General features: G+C 67.9%; 19 protein-coding genes. 4 read left to right on the top strand and 15 right to left on the bottom strand.

What is annotated here, in order from left to right; translation table 11 throughout:
* Nucleotides 1–13: 13 nt before the first annotated feature.
* Together AC10V3_RS31175 and AC10V3_RS31170 are read left to right on the top strand one after the other, a co-directional pair.
* On the top strand, nucleotides 14–322 hold the full coding sequence (locus AC10V3_RS31175; protein ID WP_022539246.1) for a DUF485 domain-containing protein: 309 nt from the start codon (nucleotides 14–16) through the stop codon (nucleotides 320–322).
* Entirely contained in the window at nucleotides 319–1,983 is a 1,665-nt protein-coding gene (locus AC10V3_RS31170; RefSeq protein ID WP_022539245.1) for a cation acetate symporter, read from the top strand. Before AC10V3_RS31175 ends, AC10V3_RS31170 begins: the two co-directional genes overlap by 4 nt.
* Nucleotides 1,984–1,999: 16 nt before the next feature.
* Here AC10V3_RS31170 and fusA read toward each other — a convergent pair whose 3' ends face one another.
* Both fusA and AC10V3_RS31160 read right to left on the bottom strand, forming a co-directional pair.
* Nucleotides 2,000–4,054, bottom strand: coding sequence for an elongation factor G (gene fusA / locus AC10V3_RS31165; RefSeq protein WP_022539244.1), 2,055 nt, complete (start codon nucleotides 4,052–4,054; stop codon nucleotides 2,000–2,002).
* 207 nt (nucleotides 4,055–4,261) lie between these two features.
* Nucleotides 4,262–5,140 carry an oxidoreductase gene (locus tag AC10V3_RS31160; RefSeq protein WP_022539243.1) on the bottom strand — a complete coding sequence of 293 codons (879 nt, stop codon included), beginning with the start codon at nucleotides 5,138–5,140 and terminating at the stop codon, nucleotides 4,262–4,264.
* A 190-nt stretch (nucleotides 5,141–5,330) separates the two neighbouring features.
* Between AC10V3_RS31160 and gcvA the strand changes: the two genes are divergently transcribed.
* Nucleotides 5,331–6,227, top strand: a complete 897-nt coding sequence (gcvA, locus tag AC10V3_RS31155) for a transcriptional regulator GcvA (protein WP_022539242.1) — start codon at nucleotides 5,331–5,333, stop codon at nucleotides 6,225–6,227.
* A 15-nt stretch (nucleotides 6,228–6,242) separates the two neighbouring features.
* On the opposite strand, the gene AC10V3_RS31150 is transcribed toward gcvA, so the two are convergent.
* The 10 genes from AC10V3_RS31150 to AC10V3_RS31105 form a co-directional block, all read right to left on the bottom strand.
* Nucleotides 6,243–6,923, bottom strand: coding sequence for a nitroreductase (locus AC10V3_RS31150; RefSeq protein ID WP_022539241.1), 681 nt, complete (start codon nucleotides 6,921–6,923; stop codon nucleotides 6,243–6,245).
* Complete coding sequence (locus AC10V3_RS31145; protein ID WP_022539240.1) at nucleotides 6,920–8,152, bottom strand: CaiB/BaiF CoA transferase family protein; 1,233 nt, start codon at nucleotides 8,150–8,152, stop codon at nucleotides 6,920–6,922. The genes AC10V3_RS31150 and AC10V3_RS31145 overlap by 4 nt, the downstream gene beginning before the upstream one ends.
* Nucleotide 8,153: 1 nt before the next feature.
* Nucleotides 8,154–8,579 carry a PaaI family thioesterase gene (locus AC10V3_RS31140; protein WP_022539239.1) on the bottom strand — a complete coding sequence of 142 codons (426 nt, stop codon included), beginning with the start codon at nucleotides 8,577–8,579 and terminating at the stop codon, nucleotides 8,154–8,156.
* Nucleotides 8,576–9,559 carry a tripartite tricarboxylate transporter substrate binding protein gene (locus AC10V3_RS31135; RefSeq protein WP_022539238.1) on the bottom strand — a complete coding sequence of 328 codons (984 nt, stop codon included), beginning with the start codon at nucleotides 9,557–9,559 and terminating at the stop codon, nucleotides 8,576–8,578. The genes AC10V3_RS31140 and AC10V3_RS31135 overlap by 4 nt, the downstream gene beginning before the upstream one ends.
* A gap of 32 nt (nucleotides 9,560–9,591) precedes the next feature.
* Nucleotides 9,592–10,395 carry an enoyl-CoA hydratase/isomerase family protein gene (locus tag AC10V3_RS31130; protein ID WP_022539237.1) on the bottom strand — a complete coding sequence of 268 codons (804 nt, stop codon included), beginning with the start codon at nucleotides 10,393–10,395 and terminating at the stop codon, nucleotides 9,592–9,594.
* Between the two features lie 10 nt (nucleotides 10,396–10,405).
* On the bottom strand, nucleotides 10,406–11,170 hold the full coding sequence (locus AC10V3_RS31125; protein ID WP_022539236.1) for an SDR family oxidoreductase: 765 nt from the start codon (nucleotides 11,168–11,170) through the stop codon (nucleotides 10,406–10,408).
* A gap of 1 nt (nucleotide 11,171) precedes the next feature.
* Complete coding sequence (locus AC10V3_RS31120; protein ID WP_022539235.1) at nucleotides 11,172–12,317, bottom strand: thiolase family protein; 1,146 nt, start codon at nucleotides 12,315–12,317, stop codon at nucleotides 11,172–11,174.
* A gap of 28 nt (nucleotides 12,318–12,345) precedes the next feature.
* Entirely contained in the window at nucleotides 12,346–12,699 is a 354-nt protein-coding gene (locus AC10V3_RS31115) for a Zn-ribbon domain-containing OB-fold protein (protein WP_022539234.1), read from the bottom strand.
* 200 nt (nucleotides 12,700–12,899) lie between these two features.
* Complete coding sequence (locus tag AC10V3_RS31110) at nucleotides 12,900–13,244, bottom strand: hypothetical protein (protein WP_022539233.1); 345 nt, start codon at nucleotides 13,242–13,244, stop codon at nucleotides 12,900–12,902.
* A gap of 192 nt (nucleotides 13,245–13,436) precedes the next feature.
* A complete protein-coding gene (locus tag AC10V3_RS31105) occupies nucleotides 13,437–14,366 on the bottom strand; it encodes a LysR family transcriptional regulator (protein ID WP_022539232.1) in 930 nt (309 codons plus the stop codon).
* 815 nt (nucleotides 14,367–15,181) lie between these two features.
* On the opposite strand from AC10V3_RS31105, the gene AC10V3_RS31100 reads away from it, so the two are divergent.
* Nucleotides 15,182–15,952, top strand: coding sequence for an SDR family NAD(P)-dependent oxidoreductase (locus AC10V3_RS31100; protein ID WP_022539231.1), 771 nt, complete (start codon nucleotides 15,182–15,184; stop codon nucleotides 15,950–15,952).
* Here the strand turns inward: AC10V3_RS31100 and AC10V3_RS31095 are convergent.
* The 3 genes from AC10V3_RS31095 to AC10V3_RS31085 all read right to left on the bottom strand — a co-directional run bounded on the left by AC10V3_RS31095 (nucleotide 15,937) and on the right by AC10V3_RS31085 (nucleotide 19,192).
* The gene (locus AC10V3_RS31095) at nucleotides 15,937–16,185 is read right to left on the bottom strand and encodes a metallophosphoesterase family protein (protein ID WP_349608889.1); all 249 of its coding nucleotides are present in this window, start codon (nucleotides 16,183–16,185) and stop codon (nucleotides 15,937–15,939) included. The genes AC10V3_RS31100 and AC10V3_RS31095 overlap by 16 nt on opposite strands.
* A 206-nt stretch (nucleotides 16,186–16,391) precedes the next feature.
* On the bottom strand, nucleotides 16,392–18,065 hold the full coding sequence (locus tag AC10V3_RS31090; RefSeq protein ID WP_022539229.1) for an ATP-dependent DNA ligase: 1,674 nt from the start codon (nucleotides 18,063–18,065) through the stop codon (nucleotides 16,392–16,394).
* Entirely contained in the window at nucleotides 18,062–19,192 is a 1,131-nt protein-coding gene (locus AC10V3_RS31085) for a ligase-associated DNA damage response exonuclease (RefSeq protein ID WP_454753368.1), read from the bottom strand. Before AC10V3_RS31085 ends, AC10V3_RS31090 begins: the two co-directional genes overlap by 4 nt.
* Between the last annotated feature and the right edge of the window lie 56 nt (nucleotides 19,193–19,248).

Raw genomic sequence — 19,248 nt, 5'->3', positions numbered from 1 at the left:
AAAGGAGACAACGATGGACGCGCGACAACTGGAAACCATCCAGAACCACCCCGATTTCCTCCGGCTGACCAGCGGGCGCGCACGCCTGGGCTGGTCGCTGACGCTGCTAATGCTGGCGATCTACTTCGGCTTCATCCTGCTGCTGGCCTTCTCCCCGGCCACGCTCGGCACGCCCGTTGGCGCGGGCGTGATGACGGTGGGCATTCCGGTAGGCGTTGCGGTGATCTTCGCCGCCGTCCTGCTCACCGGCATCTATGTCCACCGCGCCAACCGCGACCTGGACCCGCTCAACGAACGCGTACGCAAGGAGTGCCAAGCATGAAGCCGGTACACCGTTTCCTCTGCGCGGCCCTGGCCGGGCTCGCCAGCACGGCCGCCATGGCGGCCCCCGCCATTCAGGCCGAAGCCGCGCCGCGGCCGCTGAACTGGAGCGCCATCGTGATGTTCCTGCTGTTCGTGGTGTTCACGCTCGGCATCACGCGCTGGGCCGCGCGGCGCACGCGCTCGGCGTCGGATTTCTACGCAGCCGGCGGTGGCCTCACAGGCTTCCAGAACGGCCTGGCGATCGCCGGCGACATGGTCTCGGCGGCGTCCTTCCTGGGCATCTCGGCGATGATGTTCGACAAAGGCTATGACGGCCTGATCTACGCCCTGGGCGTGGTCGCCGGCTGGCCGATCATCCTGTTCATCGTCGCCGAACGGTTGCGCAACCTCGGCCGCTACACCTTTGCCGACGTGGTGTCGTACCGGCTGTCACAGAAGCCGGTGCGCATCACCGCCGCCTGCGGCACGCTGACCGTGGTCATCATGTACCTGGTGGCGCAGATGGTCGGCGCCGGCAAGCTGATCGAGCTGCTGTTCGGCACCAGCTATGAATCGGCGGTCGTCATCGTCGGCGCGCTGATGGTGCTGTACGTGATGTTCGGCGGGATGCTGGCCACGACGTGGGTGCAGATCATCAAGGCCGCGCTGCTGCTGGGCGGGGTGACCTTCATGGCCATCATGGTGCTCGCCTATTTCGGCTTCAGTCCCGAAGCCATGTTCGCCGGCGCCGCCAAGGTGCATGACAAGGGCGCCGCGATCCTGTCGCCGGGAGGGCTGGTGTCCAACCCGATCGATGCGATCTCATTGGGCGTCGGCATGATGTTCGGCACCGCCGGGCTACCGCATATCCTGATGCGCTTCTTCACCGTGGCCGACGCCAAAGAGGCGCGCAAGTCCGTGCTCTACGCCACCGGCTTTATCGGCTACTTCTACCTGCTGATCCTGGTGGTGGGCTTCGGCGCGATCGTGATGGTGGGCGCGGACCCCGCCTACCGCGACGCGGCTGGCAAGATCATTGGCGGCAGCAATATGGTGGCGGTGCACCTGTCGCACGCCATCGGTGGCGATCTCTTCCTCGGCTTTATCTCGGCGGTGGCGTTCGCGACCATCCTGGCGGTGGTGGCGGGCCTGGCCCTGTCGGGCGCATCGGCGGTCTCGCATGACCTGTACGCCAACGTGTTCCGCCGCGGACAGGCCAACGAGAAGGACGAGATCCGCGTGTCGAAGGCAGCCACGCTGGTGATCGGCGTGCTGGCGATGGTGCTGGGCGTGATGTTCGAGAAGCAGAACATCGCTTTCCTGTCAGGGCTTGTGCTGGCGATCGCCGCCTCGGTCAACTTCCCGGTGCTGTTCCTGTCGATGTTCTGGAAAGGACTGACCACGCGCGGCGCGGTGGCGGGCAGCCTGGCCGGGCTGGCGTCGGCGGTGGCGCTGCTGGTGCTGGGCCCGACCGTGTGGGTCGGCATCCTGAAGCATCAGCAGGCGATCTTCCCTTACGCCAACCCGGCGCTGTTCTCGATGACCCTGGCCTTTGCCTGCGCCTGGCTGGTATCCGTGCTGGACCGGTCCGCCCAGGCGAGCACCGAGCGCCAGCGCTATGGCGCGCAGTTCGTGCGCGCCATGACCGGCATCGGCGCGGCCGGCGCCAGCCAGCACTGAGTCGAGCACTAAGCGCTCAGTCGGTGTCCTGCTGCGCCTTGTGGCGGGACGCCATCTTTTCCTGCTGCGCCGGCGGCACGTTGTCATAGTGGCTGAACTGGATGGTGTAGCTGCCGTGGCCGCCGGTCAGGCTGTTCAGCCGTGACTGGTAGTCGCTCAGCTCCGACAGCGGCACCTGTCCGGCCACGGTCACCGCGTTGCCGGCCGCGGTGCGGGTGCCATGGACCTGGCCGCGCTTGGTGGAAAGGTCGCCGATGATGTCGCCCATCGAAGTGCCCGGCACCGTGACCTCGATATCGACGATCGGCTCCAACACGCTGGGCCGCGCCTTCAGCACCGCGTCGATAAACGCCTTGCGTCCGGCGGTCGCGAACGCGACTTCCTTCGAATCGACCGGATGGCTCTTGCCGTCATACACCGTCACGCGCACGTCCTGCATCGCGAATCCAGCCAGCGGACCGCTTTCCAACGCCTGGCGGATGCCTTTCTCCACCGCGGGAATAAACTGGCCCGGAATCGCGCCACCCTTTACCGCATCGATAAACTCGAAGCCTTCGCCGCGCGCCAGCGGTTCGACCCGCAGCATCACCTCGCCGAACTGCCCGGCGCCACCGGTCTGCTTCTTGTGCCGGTGATGGCCCTCGGCCTTGCCGCCGATGGTTTCGCGGTAAGCGATCTTGGGCGGGCGCGTCACCACCTCCACTTTGTATTGCTCGGTCAGCCGCTCCAGCGCACAGCGCAGGTGGAACTCACCCAGACCAAACACCACGGTTTCGTTGGTGCCGGCCGGATGCTCCACGCGCAGGCACGGGTCTTCCGCGCTCAGCTTGTGCAGTACCTCCGCCAGCCGCTGCTCGTTGCCGCGGCGCGCCGGCTCGATCGCCAGCCCGTAGATCGGCGTGGGGAATTCCAGCGGCGTCAGGTGGATATCGCCGTCCTCGGTGGCATCGTGCAGCACGGCATCGAAGCCGAGTTCATCGATCTTGGCCACCGCGCAGATATCGCCCGGCCCGGCGCGTGGCACTTCCTGTGTCTCCTTGCCTTGCAGCCGCAGCAGGTGCGCCACCTTGAACGGCTGGCGTCCTTCGCCGATATAGAGCTGGCTGTCGCGCGTGATCGTGCCCTGGTGGATGCGGAACACCGCCAGCTTGCCGACATAGGGATCGATGACCATCTTGAACACGTGCGCCAGCACATGCTTGTCCGGCACGGGCTCCGCGCGGACGGCCTTGCGGTTCTCGCTGCCTTCCCCCGTATCGCGATAGAACAGCGGTGGGTTGCCCTCGGTGGGATTGGGCAGCAGCCGCACGAATACATCCAGCAGCTCGGTGATGCCGGCGCCCGTCGCCGCCGAGGTAAAGCAGATCGGCACCAGGTGGCCTTCGCGCAGCGCGCGCTCGAACGGCGCGTGCAGCTGCTCCGGCGTGATCGCCTCGCCTTGTTCCAGGTACAGCTCCATCAGCTCGGGATCGATCTCGATGACCTGGTCGATCAGCGCATCGTGCGCGGAGGGCACAGATAAAAAATCCGACTCGCCGGCCGGATTGAAGAAGCAGTCAACCACCTTGCTGCCGTTGTCGGCCGGCAGGTTGATTGGCAGGCATTCCTTGCCGAAGGCCTCCTGGATATCCGCCAGCAGCGCGGGCAGATCGACCTTGTCGCCGTCGATGCCGTTAATGATGATCATCCGGCACAACTGGCGCGCCTGCGCCCAGGCCATGGCCCGGCGCGTGGTCATCTCGATGCCGGTCTGCGCATTGATGACGATGGCGGCGGTTTCCACGGCCGCCAGCGCGCTGATCGCCAGCCCGGAGAAGTCCGGGTAGCCGGGGGTGTCGACCAGGTAGATGCGGGTGTCGCGGTAGTGCAGGTGGGCGACCGCGGAGGTCAGCGAGCGTTTGTACTTGCGCTCCAGCGGATCGGTGTCGCACACCGTGGAACCGCGCTCGATGCTGCCGGGCGTGTGCAGGGCACCGCCCTTGTACAGCAGCGCCTCGATCAGCGAGGTCTTGCCGCACCCCGCGTGCCCAAGCAGGGCGACGGTGCGGATGGCATCGGGACTATCGTGCATGGTGGCTCTCGGTTCGTCCGGCAATGACTCTCAGGGCATTATTGGCGAAATTCGCCGGAAGCGACATACGCGCATGCCCGACTCGGTGCATTGCCTGACGCAAGCTAGCCCGTAAGTGGCGAGGCCGGCGCTTGGCCGGCCTGAGTTCGCGTGTCGCACGGCATGCCCGCATTGCAGCAAGCCGTGCGCTGGTGCGCTGCAGCAAGATCAGCGGCGCACGTCGTCGTGGTCGGTCGACACCGCCAGCGCCTGCCACGTGGCCAGTTCGCTTTCCACCTTGCGGTTCTTCTCGGTGATGCGGTAGACCGCGTCGGAGCCCAGCGGCAGGCGCACCGGCGGGGTTTCGCTGTCGGCCAGGGTCAGCAGCGCTGCCGCCAGCTTGGCCGGGTCGCCGGGCTGCTGGTGGTTGGCCGAAGCCATGTGCTCACGCATTGCCCCGACCGTATCGGCATACGCCGCGATCTCGGTGCGCACGCGCACCAGCGAGCTGGCATCGAGGAAGTCGGTGCGGAAGAAGCCCGGCTCGACCACGGTGGCGCGGATGCCCAGCGGCGACAGTTCCGCATCGAGCGCTTCCGTCAGGCCCTCCACCGCGAACTTGGTGGCGCCATAGACGCCCCAGCCGGGATACGCGGCGTAGCCACCAATTGACGAGATGTTGAGGATGCGGCCGCTGCGCTGCCGGCGCATCTGCGGCAGCACGGCACGCGTCACGGTCAGCACGCCGAACACGTTGGTGGCGAACTGCTGCTCGACTTCCTGCGCGGAGGCCTCTTCGACCGCGCCCAGCAGGCCGTAGCCGGCGTTGTTGACCAGCACGTCGATGCGGCCGAAGCGGGCCACGGCGGCCTCGGCGGCGGCGATCGCCTGCGCTTCGTTGGTGACGTCCAGCGCCACGCCCAGCAGGTTGTCGTGATCGCCCAGTGCGGCGGTGATCGTCTCCGGGCGGCGCGCGGTAGCGACGACGCGATCGCCGCGTGCCAGCGCGGCACGGGTCAGTTCCAGGCCGAAGCCGCGCGAAGCGCCGGTGATGAACCAGACCTTGCTGGTGGCGTTGATGGTGGGGTTGGTGGTGTTGGCGGACATGGTGAATCTCCTTTCAGGGTGCTCGTTTTGACTGCGATGTCTGATGGCGGGGGCCACGGAGACAAATTTAGGCCGGCAACGCCCTCAACACTAGGCAGTGCAATCGCGATTAAATGACAACCAAAAGTTGGGAATGAAATGCCGGGCACTTCGATTGAGTAAACCTCAACCGTGTGGCAGACTCGCCGACATGGACAAACTGCCCCCACTGAACGCCTTGCGCGCCTTCGAGGCCGCCGCCCGGCATCTCAGCATCACCACGGCTGCCGAGGAGTTGCACGTCACGCCTGGCGCCGTCAGCCGCCAGATCCGCGCGCTGGAAGACGGCCTGGGCGTGCAATTGCTGCACCGTGGCCACCGCCAGATCTCGCTGACCCGCACCGGCGAGGACTACTACCGCGCCGTGACCAAGGCGATGGACGACCTGCGCGAGGCCACGCGGCGGCTGAGCAAGCGCGCGAAGCGCAAGCAGCTCAAGGTGCGCGCCTACACCACCTTTGCCATGCGCTGGCTGATCCCGCGGCTGTCGAGCTTCCATGCCGCCAATCCCGGCATCGAGGTGCTGCTCACCGCCTCGCTCGACCCGGTCGACTTCCGCAAGGAAGACATCGACGGCGCGATCCGGCTGGGCGACGGCAAGTGGAGCGGTGTCAATACCTACCGGCTGGTCTCCAACATCCTGGTGCCGGTATGCAGCCCCGGCCTGCTGACAGCCGGAAACAAGGTGAAGAAGCCCGCCGATTTGCAGCACCAGACGCTGCTGCACTCGATTGCGCGCCCCGACGACTGGGCGCACTGGCTCAAGGCGGCCCGCGCCGACGGACAGGTCGATGCGCGCAGCGGCATGACCTACCAGAGTTCCGCCATGGCGTATGCGGCGGCGGTCGAAGGGCAGGGCTTTGCCATCGCGCAGCGCTTCCTGGTGGCGGCCGACCTGGACGCCGGCCGACTGGTGGCGCCGTTCCGCCAGACCGTCGACATGGGCGATTTCACCTACTACCTGCTGACGCCGGCGGAGCGCAAGGAAGGTCCGAGCATGGCCGTGTTCCGCCAGTGGCTGCTGGCGCAGTTCGGCACGCAGGGCTGATACGATTCGCGCCGCTCACCAGCCGGTGAACTGCGCAAACGCCTCCACCGGTTCGCGCGCGGTGCGCAGGCGGTTGGCCGGCTCGCGCGGATCGGGATGGCCGAGCGACATGCCGCACACCAGGATCTCGCTGTCCGGAATCTCCAGCTGCGCGCGAATGACCTGGTGGTAGCGCGCGAACGCCTGCTGCGCGCAGGTCGCCAATCCATGCCCGAGCGCCGCCATCATTACCGCGTGCAGGAACATGCCGAGGTCCAGCCAGGCCGCCTGTCCCTGCCCGCGCTCGATGGTAAAGAACAGCCCCACCGGCGCGCCGAAGAATGCATAGTTGCGCGCGTACTGGCGCGCCATGCCGGCGCTGTCGCCGCGCGGGATGCCAAGCAGGCCATACAGCGCCTTGCCCAGCGTGCGGCGCCGTGCCAGGTAGGGTTCGCGCCACGCGGGCGGGTAGTAGACATACTCTTCGCGATGCTCACCGCCGCCGCTGTCATGCAGCGCCAGCAACGCGTCAGTGAGCCGCTTGCGCACCTCGCCTGCGCAGGCGTAGACGCGCCACGGCTGCGTGTTCGACGCGCTCGGGCTGCGCGCCGCATCGTCCAGGATCGCGGCAACGGTCTCCCGCGGCACCGGCGTATCGAGAAAGCCGCGCACGCTGCGCCGCGCGTAGAGTGCGGCGATGATGTCGGCGCGGTTCATGATGCCGCCGCGGCAAGCTGCGGCGCCCCGGCATCGGTACAGTGGATCGCGCCACGCGCCTGCAAGCTGGCGATCTGCGCCGCGCTGAAGCCAAGCTCGCCCAGCACCGCCTGCGTATGCTGCCCGCAAGCCGGCGCCGGCCGCGCCGGCAGCGCGTTTTCCTGCGCGCTGTTGATCGGGAAGCCGGGCACGCTGATCTCGCCCAGCGTGTCGTGCGGGATGCGCTGCACCATGCGGTTGGCCGCCACCTGCGGATGCGCCATCAGGTCTTCATAGGTGGCCACGCGCGCGCACAGGATGTCGGCGTCCTGCAGCAGGGCCAGCCAGGCGTCGGTGGACCGGGTCACGAACACGCCGGTCAGCGCTTCTACCATCGCCGCCCGGTTGGCCACGCGCAGCGGCGAGGTGGCGAAGCGCGGGTCGTCGGCAAGCGCCGGCAGGCCCAGCACGCTGCACAGCCGGCGCCAGCGCTCGGGCATGTAGGCGGCGACCATGATCCAGCCGTCGGCGGTGCGGAAGGCCTGGTTGGGCGCGGAGTAGGGCGCGGCGCTGCCCGCGCGCTCCGGCAGTTGCCCGTCCGCGCAATAGCTGGTGATTGACGACTGCTGCAGCGCCAGCGCCGCATTGAGCAGGTTGACGTCGAGATGCCCGCCCTGCCCGTCGCGCGCCCGTTGCGCCAGCTTGCCGAGGATGCCCACGCAGGCCACGTAGCCGGTCATCACGTCGACCACCGGCGCCTGCACCTTGCACGGTTCGCCGTCGGGCAGGCCGATCAGGCTCATCAGCCCGGAATCGGCCTGGATAATGCCGTCGACGCCAGCGCGGCCGGCATAGGGGCCGTCCTGGCCATACGCGGAGATCGAGCAATAGACCAGCGACGGATGCCCCTGCGACAGCTCGGCGTAGCCCAGGCCCAGGCGCTCCATCACGCCCGGGCGCATGCTTTCCACCACGATGTCGGCTTCGGCAACCAGCCGGCGCGCCACGGCCAACCCGTCGGGGGATTTCAGGTCGAGCGCCACGCCCAGCTTGTTGCGATTGAAGCCGTGGAACAGCGCGCTGTCGTCGCCGAGCCAGCCGGGACCCAGTCCGCGGCCGAGTTCGCCGCCGGGCGGCTCTATCTTGATGACCCTGGCGCCCATGTCGGCGAGCAGCATGGTGCAGGTTGGCCCGGCGCCGATCTGGGTGAAGTCGATGACGGTCAGGCCGTCCAGTGCGTCGCGCAGCATGTCAGGTCTCCGGAAGGGTGCGGGATCGTTTGAACGTGCCTTGCGCGGTGGCCACCAGCACGCCGGCATCGGTGGCCAGTTCGGCCGAGGCAAAGTACAGGCTCTTGCCGGCGCGGGTCACCGTCGCCGTGGCGCGCAGCCGGCCGGCGCTGGCCTTGCTGAGGTAGCTGATGTTCAGCATCACCGTCACCGCGTGGCCCAGCGCGCCGTCGGGGCCTGTGGGCAGGCCGGCGTAGCCGCAGGCGGCGTCGAGCAGGGTGGCGGTCACGCCGCCCTGGACGCTGCCCTGCCGGTTCAGGTGGCGCGGCTCGATATCGAGCTCGAAGGTACAGCGGCCATCGCCGACGCTGGCCAGGCGGATGCCCAGGTAGTCCAGCAGCGGGTTGTCGGTGGGCGGCAGGACATGGCGTTCATTAGGGGCGTTCATAGGGACACCTTGATGTTGTTGTCCTGGATCACGCGCTGCCAGCGCGACATTTCCTTGCTGATATAGGCCTTGAGTTCGGCCGGCGTGGAGGCCTGCGCCTCGAAGCCCTGCCGGGTCAGCTGCTCGGCGACGTCGGGCGACTTTAGCGCGGCCACCAGCGCGGCGTTGACCTTGTCGACCACGGCTTTCGGCGTGTGGGCCGGTGCCAGCATGCTGTACCAGAGTTCCGCGTCATAACCGGTGATGCCGGCTTCGGCGAAGGTGGGCAGGTCCGGCATCAGCTTGCTGCGCTTCTTGCCGGCAATGCCCAGCGCGCGCAGCTTGCCGGCGCGCACGTACTGGATCGACGAGGCAAAGGTGGCGAACGAGATCTGAACCTGGCCCCCCATCAGGTCGGTGATCGACGGGCCGGTGCCGCGGTAGGGCACGTGCAGCAGTTCGGTCTTGTTCAGCTTGGCGAACACCTCGCCGGCCAGGTGCTGCGGGGTGCCGGGGCCGGGGCTGCTGTAGCTGAGCTTGCCCGGATTGGCGCGGGTGAACTGGATGAACTCCTGCAGCGTGCGGAACGGCTGGTCGGGATTGGCGACCAGCATGATCGGCACCGACGCGATCAGCCCGACCGGCTCGAAATCGCGCTCGATCCGAAACGGCACCTTCATGCCGAGGAACGGGTTCATGGTGACCTGGCCGGATGCGATCACCAGCGTGTAGCCATCCGGGGCCGCATGGGCGACGTAATCGGTACCGAGGTTGCCGCCCGCGCCCGGCTTGTTCTCGATCACGATGGTCTGGCCGAGCAGTTGGCCCATCTTGGGCGCGATCACCCGCGCCAGGATGTCGTTGCCGCCGCCGGGGGCGAACGGCACCACCAGGGTGATCGGCTTCTGCGTGGGGAAGGGGGCCTGCGCCCCCGCACCCAGCGCCGTGGCTGCGAGCACGCCGGCCAGCGCCGCGCGCATGAATCGGGAAATTCCTGCCATGGTTGTCTCCTGTCTAGCTATGGTGGGGCCGCTCAGCGGCCCGTGTAGCGAGGCTGCCGCTTTTCGGCGAATGCCTGGCGGCCTTCGGTGCGGTCGGCGGTATCGCGCAGCACGCCCCAGTAGAGTTCGGTCAGCTGCTGCGCATCGGCTTCGCTGAGGTGGCTGGTCTGGCGCGACAGCTTCTTGACCGCCTGGACGGCCAGCGGTGCATTGGCGGCGATGCGTGCGGCCAGAACGAGGGCACGGTCGAGCAAGGCATCGGGCGCCACCGTCTCGCTGACCAGGCCGATGCGCGCGGCATGCGCGGCGTCAATGCGTTCGCCGGTCAGCACCATCTGCATCGCGTGGGCCGCCGGCACGGCCTTGAGCAGCCGATGCAGGCCGGAGACCGCCGGGATCGAGCCGACCGCGGCTTCGGGCAGGCCGAAGCTGGCCTGCGCCGACGCAATCCGCAAGTCGCACTGCAAGGCGATCTCCAGCCCCGCGCCCAGGCAGTGCCCGTTGACCGCCGCGATCAGCGGCTTGTTCAGGCCGAGGTCGGTCAGGTCCATCAGCCGGATATAGAGGCCCAGGTCCACCGCCTGCTCCGGCGCGCGGAACAGCGCTTCGGGGTAGGTGGCGGGTGAAGTGCGCGTGCCTTTCAGGTCCGCCCCGGCGCAGAAGGCGCGCGTGCCGGCGCCGGTCAGCACCGCGACGCGCAGGTCGACGCGGTCGCGCACTTCGGCCAGTTGCGCGCGCAGTTCGCGCAGCGTGTTCACGTCCAGCGCATTGAGCGCCTCGGGCCGGTCGATGGTCAGCACGGCGACCGCCCCTTCGATATGGCGTTGGATGGTCATGGCGTCCTCCTTACACGCTCGGCGACGACAGGCTGCGCCCGCCGCACACGTAGAGCGTCTGCCCGGTTACGTAGGACGATTGCGGGTCAAGGAAGAAGCTGACTGCGTTGGCGATATCGTCGGCCGTGCCGATGCGCTGCACCGGCACCGATTTCTGCAGCCGGGCCTGTACCTCGGGCGCAAAGGCCTGAAACAGCGGTGTATCGACGATGCCGGGCGCGACCGCGTTGACGGTGATGCCCTTGGCCGCGAACTCGATCGCCAGCGAGCGCGTCAGGCTGACCACGCCGCCCTTGGCGGCAGAATAGTTGGCCTGCCCGAAGCCGCCCAGCCAGGCCCGCGACGAGATATTGACCACGCGCCCGTAGCCGCGCTCGACCATGCCGGGCAGCGCCGCGCGGCAGCACAGGAACTGCGAGCGCAGGTTGGTATCGATGACCAGGTCCCAGTCCTCGTCGGTCATCTTCAGGAAGCGCATGTCGCGCACGGCGCCGGCGTTGTTGACCAGGTAGTCGATCCGGCCGGCGCGTGCCGATACCTGCGCAAACGCGTCGTTGACGGCGGCGGAATCGGTCAGGTCGACGGTGGCGCCGAAGGCGTTAAGCCCTGCGGCGGCCAGTCCGCCGACCGCCTCGTCAAGCGCGCCGCCATCGCGGTCCAGCAGCGCCACCGTCAGGCCCTGCCGCGCCAGTTGCGTGGCAATGCCCAGGCCGATGCCGCGCGCGGCGCCCGTGACCACGGCCACATGCGTGGGATCGAATCGTTGTGTACCCATCTCAGACTCCCAGCAGGTGGACGGAAGAGGCGGCGTGGTCCACGCCCGCGATGCCACCGCCGGTGCACTGGGTCAGGCCGATGCGGGCATCGTCAACCTGGCGCTCGCCGGCGCGCCCTTGCAAGTGCCACAGGATCTCCACCATCTGCGCCACGCCGGTGGCGCCGAGCGGATGGCCCTTGGCCAGCAGGCCGCCGCTGGGGTTGACCGGCACGCGGCCGCCCAGGCGCGTCGCGCCGGACTTCAGCAGCGACACCGCCTCGCCTTGCGGTGCCAGCCCCAGCGCTTCGTAGTAGAGCAGTTCGGCGATGGTGAAGGCGTCGTGCAGCTCCACCACGTCGACATCCTGCGGGCCCAGTCCGGCCTGTTCATAGGCCTGTCGCGCGGCGCGCGCGGTGATCTCGGCGTCGAGGATGTCGTCGTCGGCTTCCTCGCGCAGGCCCGACACCACCACCGAAGACAGCACCTTGACCGGGCGCGCCTGCGCCGGGCGGCGCGTGCTCAGCACCAGCGCGGCCGCGCCATCGACCTGCGACGGGCAGCACTGCAGCAGCGTCAGCGGGTCGGCGATCATGCGCGAGGCCAGCACTTCTTCGACCGTGGTGGCCTTGCGCTGCTGGGCGTAAGGATTGAGCGAGCCGTTGTAGCGGTTCTTGACCGCCACTTCGGCCAGGTCAGCGGGTGACGCGTCGCGCTCGTGCAGGAAGCGCGTGCCGCGCATCGCATACACCGCGGGCAATACCATGCCGGCCTTGGCATAGAGCTCGGTCTTGTGGTCGTTGCGCTGCAGCGGGATGGTGCCGCCGCCCAGCGCGGTGAGCTGCTCGATGCCGAACACCAGAACCGTGTCATATTGCCCGGCCAGCAGCGCATGCCGCGCCAGGTGCACACCGGTGGCGCCGCTGGCGCAGGCGTTCTCGATGTTGTAGACGGGGATGCCCTTCAGGCCCAGGTCGCGCACGATCAGCTGGCCCAGGATCATGCCGCCGAGCACGTTGGCGCAATACACCGCCTGGATGCGGCTGGCCGGCACGTCGGCATCGGCCAGCGCCTTGAGGATGGCCTGTTGCGCCAGTTCCGGCGCCAGCACGCCGGGGTGGCGGCCGAACGGCGTCATTGCGCCGCCGTGGATGTAGATGTCCTGCATGTTGCTTACCTTTCCTTTTCTCGATCGGTCAGGCCGTGACGGCCTCGAAGACATAGCCGAATTCGGCGTCGGGGCGCACCTCGTAGCGGTCGCCGATGACCGGGCGCGCCTTGCCTTGGAGGCGCCCGAAGATGCGCACCGGGCCGACGAAGTCGACATAGCCCAGCGCATAGGGCGGCTGGCCGGTCTTGGGCGCGGGATGGATCACGGTGAAGCTGTAGACCACGCCGGAGCCGCGGATGGTGACGTTGTCGTGGCTGGCGGCGAGCGGTGAATCGGCCGGCAGCGCCGGGAAGATCCATTCGCCACTGGCGCGGTCGCGCGAGGCAATCAGGTGGGGGACGGGTTCCGCGCTCCAGAGCGGATAGGGCTGGTCTGACATGGCTGTCTCCTGTTGGTTGGCCTTGGCGTAATAGTTGTCGTCGGCGGGCTGCGCGACAAACGATATTTCCGGCCTTTTCGGTTGAGAAAAAGTCAATTGAAAGGGCGAGGCAGGGCGTCTGGACAGGCGTTTTGTCCGGAGATCGGAGTCAGCCGTTCAGGGCTTGCCCTGACGCATTGCGTCGACTTCGGATCGGGGGATCACACCCACGCCGGCACGCTATTCAACGCGGGGCCGCGCAGGCGCGGATCGCCTTCGACCGCGCGGGCACCATCGGTGTAAGGATCGAACTTCCGCGCCGGCGTGGCCGAGGCCCCGCTGCGGTCCAGGCCGGCGACGAGCGCTGCGGCAGCACTGCCATGCGCGCCTTCGGAGAAGGTGTCGAAGCGGCCCTGCCGCTGGCCGTCGGTGAAGACGTCATGCGTGCGCGCTGCCACGGCGGCCGGCACGTCAGCGGCCTGAGCCGCGTTCGCGTTCTGCAGGGAGACGCCGACCACCAGCGAGACGGCGGCGGGAACAAGGGTGCGTGCGAGTTGGGCAATCATGATGTCGCTCCTGAAGACTGGTCATCGAATGAAGAGAGGGACGGTGGCTGCTGCGTGCGTCCCGGTGAGTTCCGGGATGGCGCTGTGCAGCCGCCGTTGAGACCAATCTATGCGTGGAGCGACCGTAGCACTAGGGAGAGGAATGGCGTTTCAATGACAACTCATGGTTGCCGATGGTCGAAGGGCGACGGTTCACGGCAAAAGTCCCACCAGCCGTGACAGCGCCTGCTCCGCGCCCCGGCTCGCCTCAACCACAAAGTCGATAAACCGCCGGACCCGCACCGGCATCTGGCTGCGATGCGGGTAGTACATATACATACCGACATTGCTGCTGCTGTACCCCGGCAGGATCGGCTTCAGCCGTCCGCTGACCAGGTCGGCGTGGATCATGTAGGCAGGCAACTGGCCGATGCCCATGCCGGACCGCACCGCCTCGACCTCGGTTTCGACGTCATTGAAGCTCGCCACCGCAGGGACCTCCTGGTAGACCAGGTCGCCGCCCACCTGCAGCTCCCAAGGCACCATGCGCCCGGTCGAGGGACGCCGGAAGCCGGTGCACTGGTGCCGCAGCAACTCGTCGAGGGAGGCCGGCTCGCCGTGCCGCGCCAGGTAGTCCGGTGACGCGCAGATGACCAGCGGCAGGTCGCACAGCCGCCGCGCCACCAGGTTCTGGCCGGGGCTGGTGCCGACGCGGAAGCCAACATCGATCTTGGCTTCGACCAGGTCGGTGAAGAGGTCGCTCAGCACCACGTCGAAGGTAATGCCGGGGTACTGCTGGCGAAAGCCTCGCACCAGCGGCACCAGCACGCGGCTGCCGATCGACGGTGGCGCGGTCAGGCGGATCAGGCCGTCGTCGTCGCTCCTGCTGCTGCGGACCAGTTCGAGCGCCTCGTCGAGCTGGCGCATGCCGGGAGCGGCCAGTTCGAACAGGCGGGCACCTTCGGTGGTCAGGCTGAGCTTGCGGGTGGTGCGGTGGAGCAGGCGTACGCCGAGGTGGTCTTCCAGCGTGCGCACGGCCTTGCTGGCGGCCTGGGGCGTTACGCCGGCCTCGACCGCCGCGCGATGGAAGCTATTGGCACGGACGACGCCGAGGAAGAGGGTGAGGACGCGGGCCTTGTCCATGATTGGCAACCGGGGGTTGGGGATGTGGGCATCATAGTGCGAATCACGGCAGGATTCGACGGCCGTTGCCCGCCCCGCCCAGGCCTAGGAAACCGCGCGCTTCAACGACTCGCACTACGCCGCGCCACGGAGATTGGTGAGCGCGCCGAACCCAAGATGTGCAGTTTCAGCGTCGGGGGCAGCGTAAAGCAGTCAATGCAAGACGCCAATACCACGGCTTTGTAATTAAAACCCGTCTTCTTTGTAATAAGAGGATTCCTGACCGGCTTAATTGCTGGTGCTAGCGAAGAATTGCACTGCGAGCTAAGGCAGATGCAGCAGTTCCGCTTCGGCACGAATGTTGCGGGGCTTCTGATAGCGATGGGCATATCGCCGGCGCGAGGTTGGACGAGTCCCCCAATACGACCTTCCACGTGCAAAAGGGCGTCAGTCGGTTTTCGACCTCACTAGCGCCGATACATTTGGAACAAGGAGAGCTGTCATGAATATAGTCTGGCTTGTTGGAGCTGTTGTAATCATCCTCGCCGTACTCAGTTTCTTCGGATTGCGATAGCCCCCAGCGTGATGGGCGCTTGAGTGCCTCGCGCCCCACGCGGTACACGCAATGAAAAATAGCCCAGCCGGTTCAGGCTGGGCATATCCCCATTGCAGCGTGGCTACAGCCACGCTTGTCCTCTCTCCCCCGTCCGAAGCGACGGCGGCCCGCTCCACCGCACACCCAAATTTCATCCATTCCGACGACGAGCTTTGCCGCCCGCCATGTCAACAATGTCCGACCAAGGCAGCAACAGACCACCCCGAGGAGACAGAGAGACATGAGCAAGCACCCGTTTGACCTGACAGGCAAAGTGGCGCTGGTGACCGGCGGCAACGGCGGCATCGGCCTGGGCATTGCCGAAGGGCTGGCTGCGGCCGGTGCCGATATTGCAATCTGGGGCACCAACGCGGACAAGAATGCTGCGGCGGCCGACCGGCTGCAGCAGCACGGCCGCAAGGTGCATACCGAGGTCTGCGACGTGGGCGACGAACAGGCGGTCGATGGCGCCATGCAGCGGACCATCGCCGCGCTGGGCCGCATCGACGGCTGCTTTGCCAATGCTGGCGTCGGCGGCAACAAGAGCCCGTTCGACGCCATGACGGCGGAGGTCTGGCGCAAGACCATGCGCGTCAACCTGGACGGCGCCTTCTTCACGCTGCGAGCCGCGGTGCGGCAGATGCTGGCGCAGGGCGAGGGCGGCTTGCTTTGCACCACGGCGTCGGTGGCGGCGATCGAGGGCGCGCCGCGCTCGGAACACTATGCCGCGACCAAGGGCGGCGTGATCTCCATGATGCGCGGGCTGGCCGTCGAGTACGCGCGCAAGGGCATTCGCGCCCATTCGATCCTGCCGGGCTGGATCACGACCGAGATGACCGGCGCGGCGCAGGCCAACGACGCGTTCCAGGAGATGGTCCACAAGCGCGTGCCGATGCGCCGCTGGGGCGAGGGCAGCGACTTCGCCGGCATCGCGGTCTACCTGATGAGTCCGGCGTCGGCCTATCACACGGGCGACACCTTCGTCATCGACGGCGGCTATACCCTGTTCTGAGCGGAAAGCCCCACCGGCCAGACCCGGCCGCCGCCGACCACATAGGCGCGCTCATCCGGCAGCGGCCGCACCGTGGCGTGGCCGGTGAAGGCGCCGAAGGCGGGCAGGATGGCGCCGCGCGGGCCGAACAGGAAGCAGGGCAGGCGCAGGCTGTCCGCGCCCGCACCGCGCAGGCGGCAAGCCGGGTGGAGGTGGCCGGCCAGCACGTAGCCATGCGGCGAAACGCCGGGCATATGGCATAGCGCGAACGCCTCAGCGCCGACAGGCGCTCCAGGGTATCGGCCAGCCGGTGCGTATCCAGCTCCTGCATCAGTACCTCGCACTCGGCCTGGCCGAGCAGCAGGTTGCCGGGATCGTGCTTGCGGAAGACCTCCTAGAACAGGAGGCCCACGTTCGGCACGCGCCGGACGCCTTCCGCGTCCGGCACCGCGCGGCGGGCTCATGCCGCATCCTCCCGCGGCGCAGCGGTACCGGGCAGCATTGCTTCCAGCGTGGCCAGCGTGTCGGCTTCTTCGATGGGCTTGTCGGTGCGCCAGCGCAGCATGCGCGGAAAGCGCACCGCGATGCCGCTCTTGTGGCGACCGCTGCGGGCGATGCCCTCGAAGCCGAGCTCGAATACCTGCGTGGGCTCCACGCTGCGCACCGGGCCGAATTTCTCTACCGTAGTCCGGCGCACGATCGCGTCGACCGCGCGCATCTCTTCATCGGTCAGGCCGGAATATGCCTTGGCGAACGGCACCAGCGCGCGGTCGGGCGTGCCGGCTGGGGCATTCCAGACCGCGAAGGTAAAGTCGGTGTAGAGGCTGGCGCGGCGGCCATGTCCGCGCTGCGCGTAGACCAGCACCGCATCGACAGAATACGGGTCGATCTTCCACTTCCACCAGACGCCTGCGTCCTTGGTGCGCCCGGCGCCGTAGGCGGCACTGGCGGCCTTCAGCATGAAGCCTTCGACGCCAAGTTCGCGCGAGGCATCGCGCAGTCGCGCGAAGTGTTCCCAACTTTCGGCCTCGACCAGCGGGCTGAGCTCCAGCGAGGGATGGACGTAGTCCGACACCACCTGTTTCAGGCGCGTGCGCCGTTCGGCCTGCGGGCGGGTGCGCCAGTCCTCGCCCTCCCATTCGAGCAGGTCATAGGCCATCAGGATGGCGGGCGCCTCGCGCAGCAGCCTGGCGCTCAGCGTCTTGCGGCCGATGCGCTGCTGCAGCAAGGCGAACGGCTGCACGCGGCCCTGTTGCCAGACGACGATCTCGCCGTCGAGCACGGTGCCGTCAGGCAGGTGTTCGGCCGCTTGCAGGATTTCCGGAAAGCGTTCGGTGATCAGTTCCTCGCCGCGCGACCACAGCCAGGTCTGGCCGCCGCGGCGCACCAGTTGCGCGCGGATGCCGTCCCATTTCCATTCGACCAGCCAGTTTGCCGGCTCGCCGAGCACGATATCGAACTGCTCGACCGGTGCTTGCAGTGGATGCGCCAGGAAGAACGGGTAAGGTTGCCCGCTGGCGCGCAATTCGCGGTTGTCGTCGCTCTCTGGCGCGAGCAGCGCGAGGAATCGTGCCGCATCGGGCCGGGCCGACAGGTCGGTGTAGCCGACCATGCGCTCGGCCACGCGCTTGGGATCGATACTCGCCACTTCACCCAGCGCACGCGTCACCAGCAGCCGCGACACGCCGACGCGGAAGGCGCCGGTGATCAGCTTGAACAGCACCAGCCGGCCGTGCGCGTCGAGCGGCCGCCACAGGGTGTCGAGGCGCGGCATCAGTTCCTCCGGCGGCAGTCCGCGCAGCGGCAGCAGCCGTTGCTCGACCCATTCCGCCAGGCCGGCGTGGTCGGCATCCATCGGGTCGGGCAGCAGCAGGGCGATGGTTTCGGCGAGGTCGCCGACGGCCTGGTAGCTCTCCTCGAACAGCCAGTCGGGTAGGTCCGCGGCCTGGCGCGCCAGTTCGTGCAGCAGCGACACCGGCACGATCTGGCGCGGCTTGCCGCCTGCCAGGAAGTACACGGCCCAGGCGGCGTCTTCCGGCGGTGCGACGCGCAGGTAGCCGACCAGTGCGGCCAGCCGGGCCTTGGTGGATGTGGTGCCGTCTAGCGCGGCGTAAAGGTCGGCGAACGCCTTCATGGCGCCGCCTCTTCGTTGCTGGTGTCAGGGGTCTCCGCAGCCTGCGTTTCACTGCGCGCCGATTCGTCGTCGTCGCCGTATTCGGTGTCGAAGGCCTGCGCCTGCCAGCCGCGTTCGTTCAGGTACCGCACCATCACCGGCACGTTGCCGTGGGTCACGATGATTCGGCCGGCGCCGGTGGCGTCGATGGCAGTCAGCAGCCCGGGCCAGTCCGCATGGTCGGACAGCGCAAAGCCGCGATCCACGCCACGGCGCCGGCGTGTGCCGCGCAGCTGCATCCAGCCACTGGCGAAGGCGTCGGACGCGTCGCCGAAGCGGCGCAGCCACGTCGAGCGTTGCGCCGATGGCGGCGCCACCACCAGTGTCTGCCGCAGCAGCGGGCTGCGCGGCGGCAGCTCCGTGGCCAGCGCCATCGGCGGCAGCGCCACGCCGGCTTCGGCATAGGCGGCGTTGAGCATGGTCAGCGCGCCATGCACGACTACCGGGCCGGGCATGCCGTCGGCGCCGGCATGGCGCAGCAGGCCATGAAGGATGCGCTGCGCCTTGCCGAAGGTGTAGGCGTAGACGATGCTGGCGCGGCTGGCCTGCGCGTTGGTTTGCCACCAGTGGAAGATTTCAGCCATCAGCGCGGCCTGTGGCGGCCAGCGGTAGATCGGCAGGCCGAAGGTGCTTTCGGTAATGAAGGTGTCGCAGGGCACCGGCTCGAACGGGTCGCAGGTGCCGTCGGCTTCGAGCTTGTAGTCGCCGGAGGCCACCCAGACCTGGCCGCGGTATTCCAGGCGTACCTGGGCTGAACCCAGCACGTGGCCGGCGGGGTGGAGGCTCAGCGTGACGCCGTGGTGCGTGATGCGCTCGCCGTAGGGCAGGGTATTGAGGTGGATGCCGGGCAGGCGCGCCAGCAGCACGCCCCGGCCCGGTTCCGAGCACAGGTATTGCCCGTGGCCGAACCGCGCGTGATCGGAGTGGGCGTGGGTGATGACGGCGCGTTCGACCGGGCGCCAAGGGTCGATATAGAAGTCGCCGGGCGGGCAATAGAGGCCCTCCGGGCGGGCGACGATGAGGTCGCCGGCGGGGGCGGGTTCAGCCTGCAGGAGCCGGGCTGGGTCCAAGCGTGCCTCCTGATGCACTGCGGCCAGCGGGCGGCCGCGATGCTCCCGGGGCGGGAGACTTGGGAATCATACTG

The sequence above is a fragment of the Cupriavidus sp. PB-02 genome (assembly GCF_058252315.1).
The sequence above is the reverse complement of the archived record's forward strand: the minus strand, read 5'-3'. Positions and strand labels throughout refer to the sequence as shown.

Excerpts from the sequence above, each read along its gene's own strand:
- AC10V3_RS31175 (WP_022539246.1), top strand. The coding sequence starts at position 14 with ATGGACGCGCGACAACTGGAAACCATCCAGAACCACCCCGATTTCCTC.
- AC10V3_RS31170 (WP_022539245.1), top strand. The coding sequence starts at position 319 with ATGAAGCCGGTACACCGTTTCCTCTGCGCGGCCCTGGCCGGGCTCGCC.
- fusA (WP_022539244.1), bottom strand. The coding sequence starts at position 4,054 with ATGCACGATAGTCCCGATGCCATCCGCACCGTCGCCCTGCTTGGGCAC.
- AC10V3_RS31160 (WP_022539243.1), bottom strand. The coding sequence starts at position 5,140 with ATGTCCGCCAACACCACCAACCCCACCATCAACGCCACCAGCAAGGTC.
- gcvA (WP_022539242.1), top strand. The coding sequence starts at position 5,331 with ATGGACAAACTGCCCCCACTGAACGCCTTGCGCGCCTTCGAGGCCGCC.
- AC10V3_RS31150 (WP_022539241.1), bottom strand. The coding sequence starts at position 6,923 with ATGAACCGCGCCGACATCATCGCCGCACTCTACGCGCGGCGCAGCGTG.
- AC10V3_RS31145 (WP_022539240.1), bottom strand. The coding sequence starts at position 8,152 with ATGCTGCGCGACGCACTGGACGGCCTGACCGTCATCGACTTCACCCAG.
- AC10V3_RS31140 (WP_022539239.1), bottom strand. The coding sequence starts at position 8,579 with ATGAACGCCCCTAATGAACGCCATGTCCTGCCGCCCACCGACAACCCG.
- AC10V3_RS31135 (WP_022539238.1), bottom strand. The coding sequence starts at position 9,559 with ATGGCAGGAATTTCCCGATTCATGCGCGCGGCGCTGGCCGGCGTGCTC.
- AC10V3_RS31130 (WP_022539237.1), bottom strand. The coding sequence starts at position 10,395 with ATGACCATCCAACGCCATATCGAAGGGGCGGTCGCCGTGCTGACCATC.
- AC10V3_RS31125 (WP_022539236.1), bottom strand. The coding sequence starts at position 11,170 with ATGGGTACACAACGATTCGATCCCACGCATGTGGCCGTGGTCACGGGC.
- AC10V3_RS31120 (WP_022539235.1), bottom strand. The coding sequence starts at position 12,317 with ATGCAGGACATCTACATCCACGGCGGCGCAATGACGCCGTTCGGCCGC.
- AC10V3_RS31115 (WP_022539234.1), bottom strand. The coding sequence starts at position 12,699 with ATGTCAGACCAGCCCTATCCGCTCTGGAGCGCGGAACCCGTCCCCCAC.
- AC10V3_RS31110 (WP_022539233.1), bottom strand. The coding sequence starts at position 13,244 with ATGATTGCCCAACTCGCACGCACCCTTGTTCCCGCCGCCGTCTCGCTG.
- AC10V3_RS31105 (WP_022539232.1), bottom strand. The coding sequence starts at position 14,366 with ATGGACAAGGCCCGCGTCCTCACCCTCTTCCTCGGCGTCGTCCGTGCC.
- AC10V3_RS31100 (WP_022539231.1), top strand. The coding sequence starts at position 15,182 with ATGAGCAAGCACCCGTTTGACCTGACAGGCAAAGTGGCGCTGGTGACC.
- AC10V3_RS31095 (WP_349608889.1), bottom strand. The coding sequence starts at position 16,185 with ATGCCCGGCGTTTCGCCGCATGGCTACGTGCTGGCCGGCCACCTCCAC.
- AC10V3_RS31090 (WP_022539229.1), bottom strand. The coding sequence starts at position 18,065 with ATGAAGGCGTTCGCCGACCTTTACGCCGCGCTAGACGGCACCACATCC.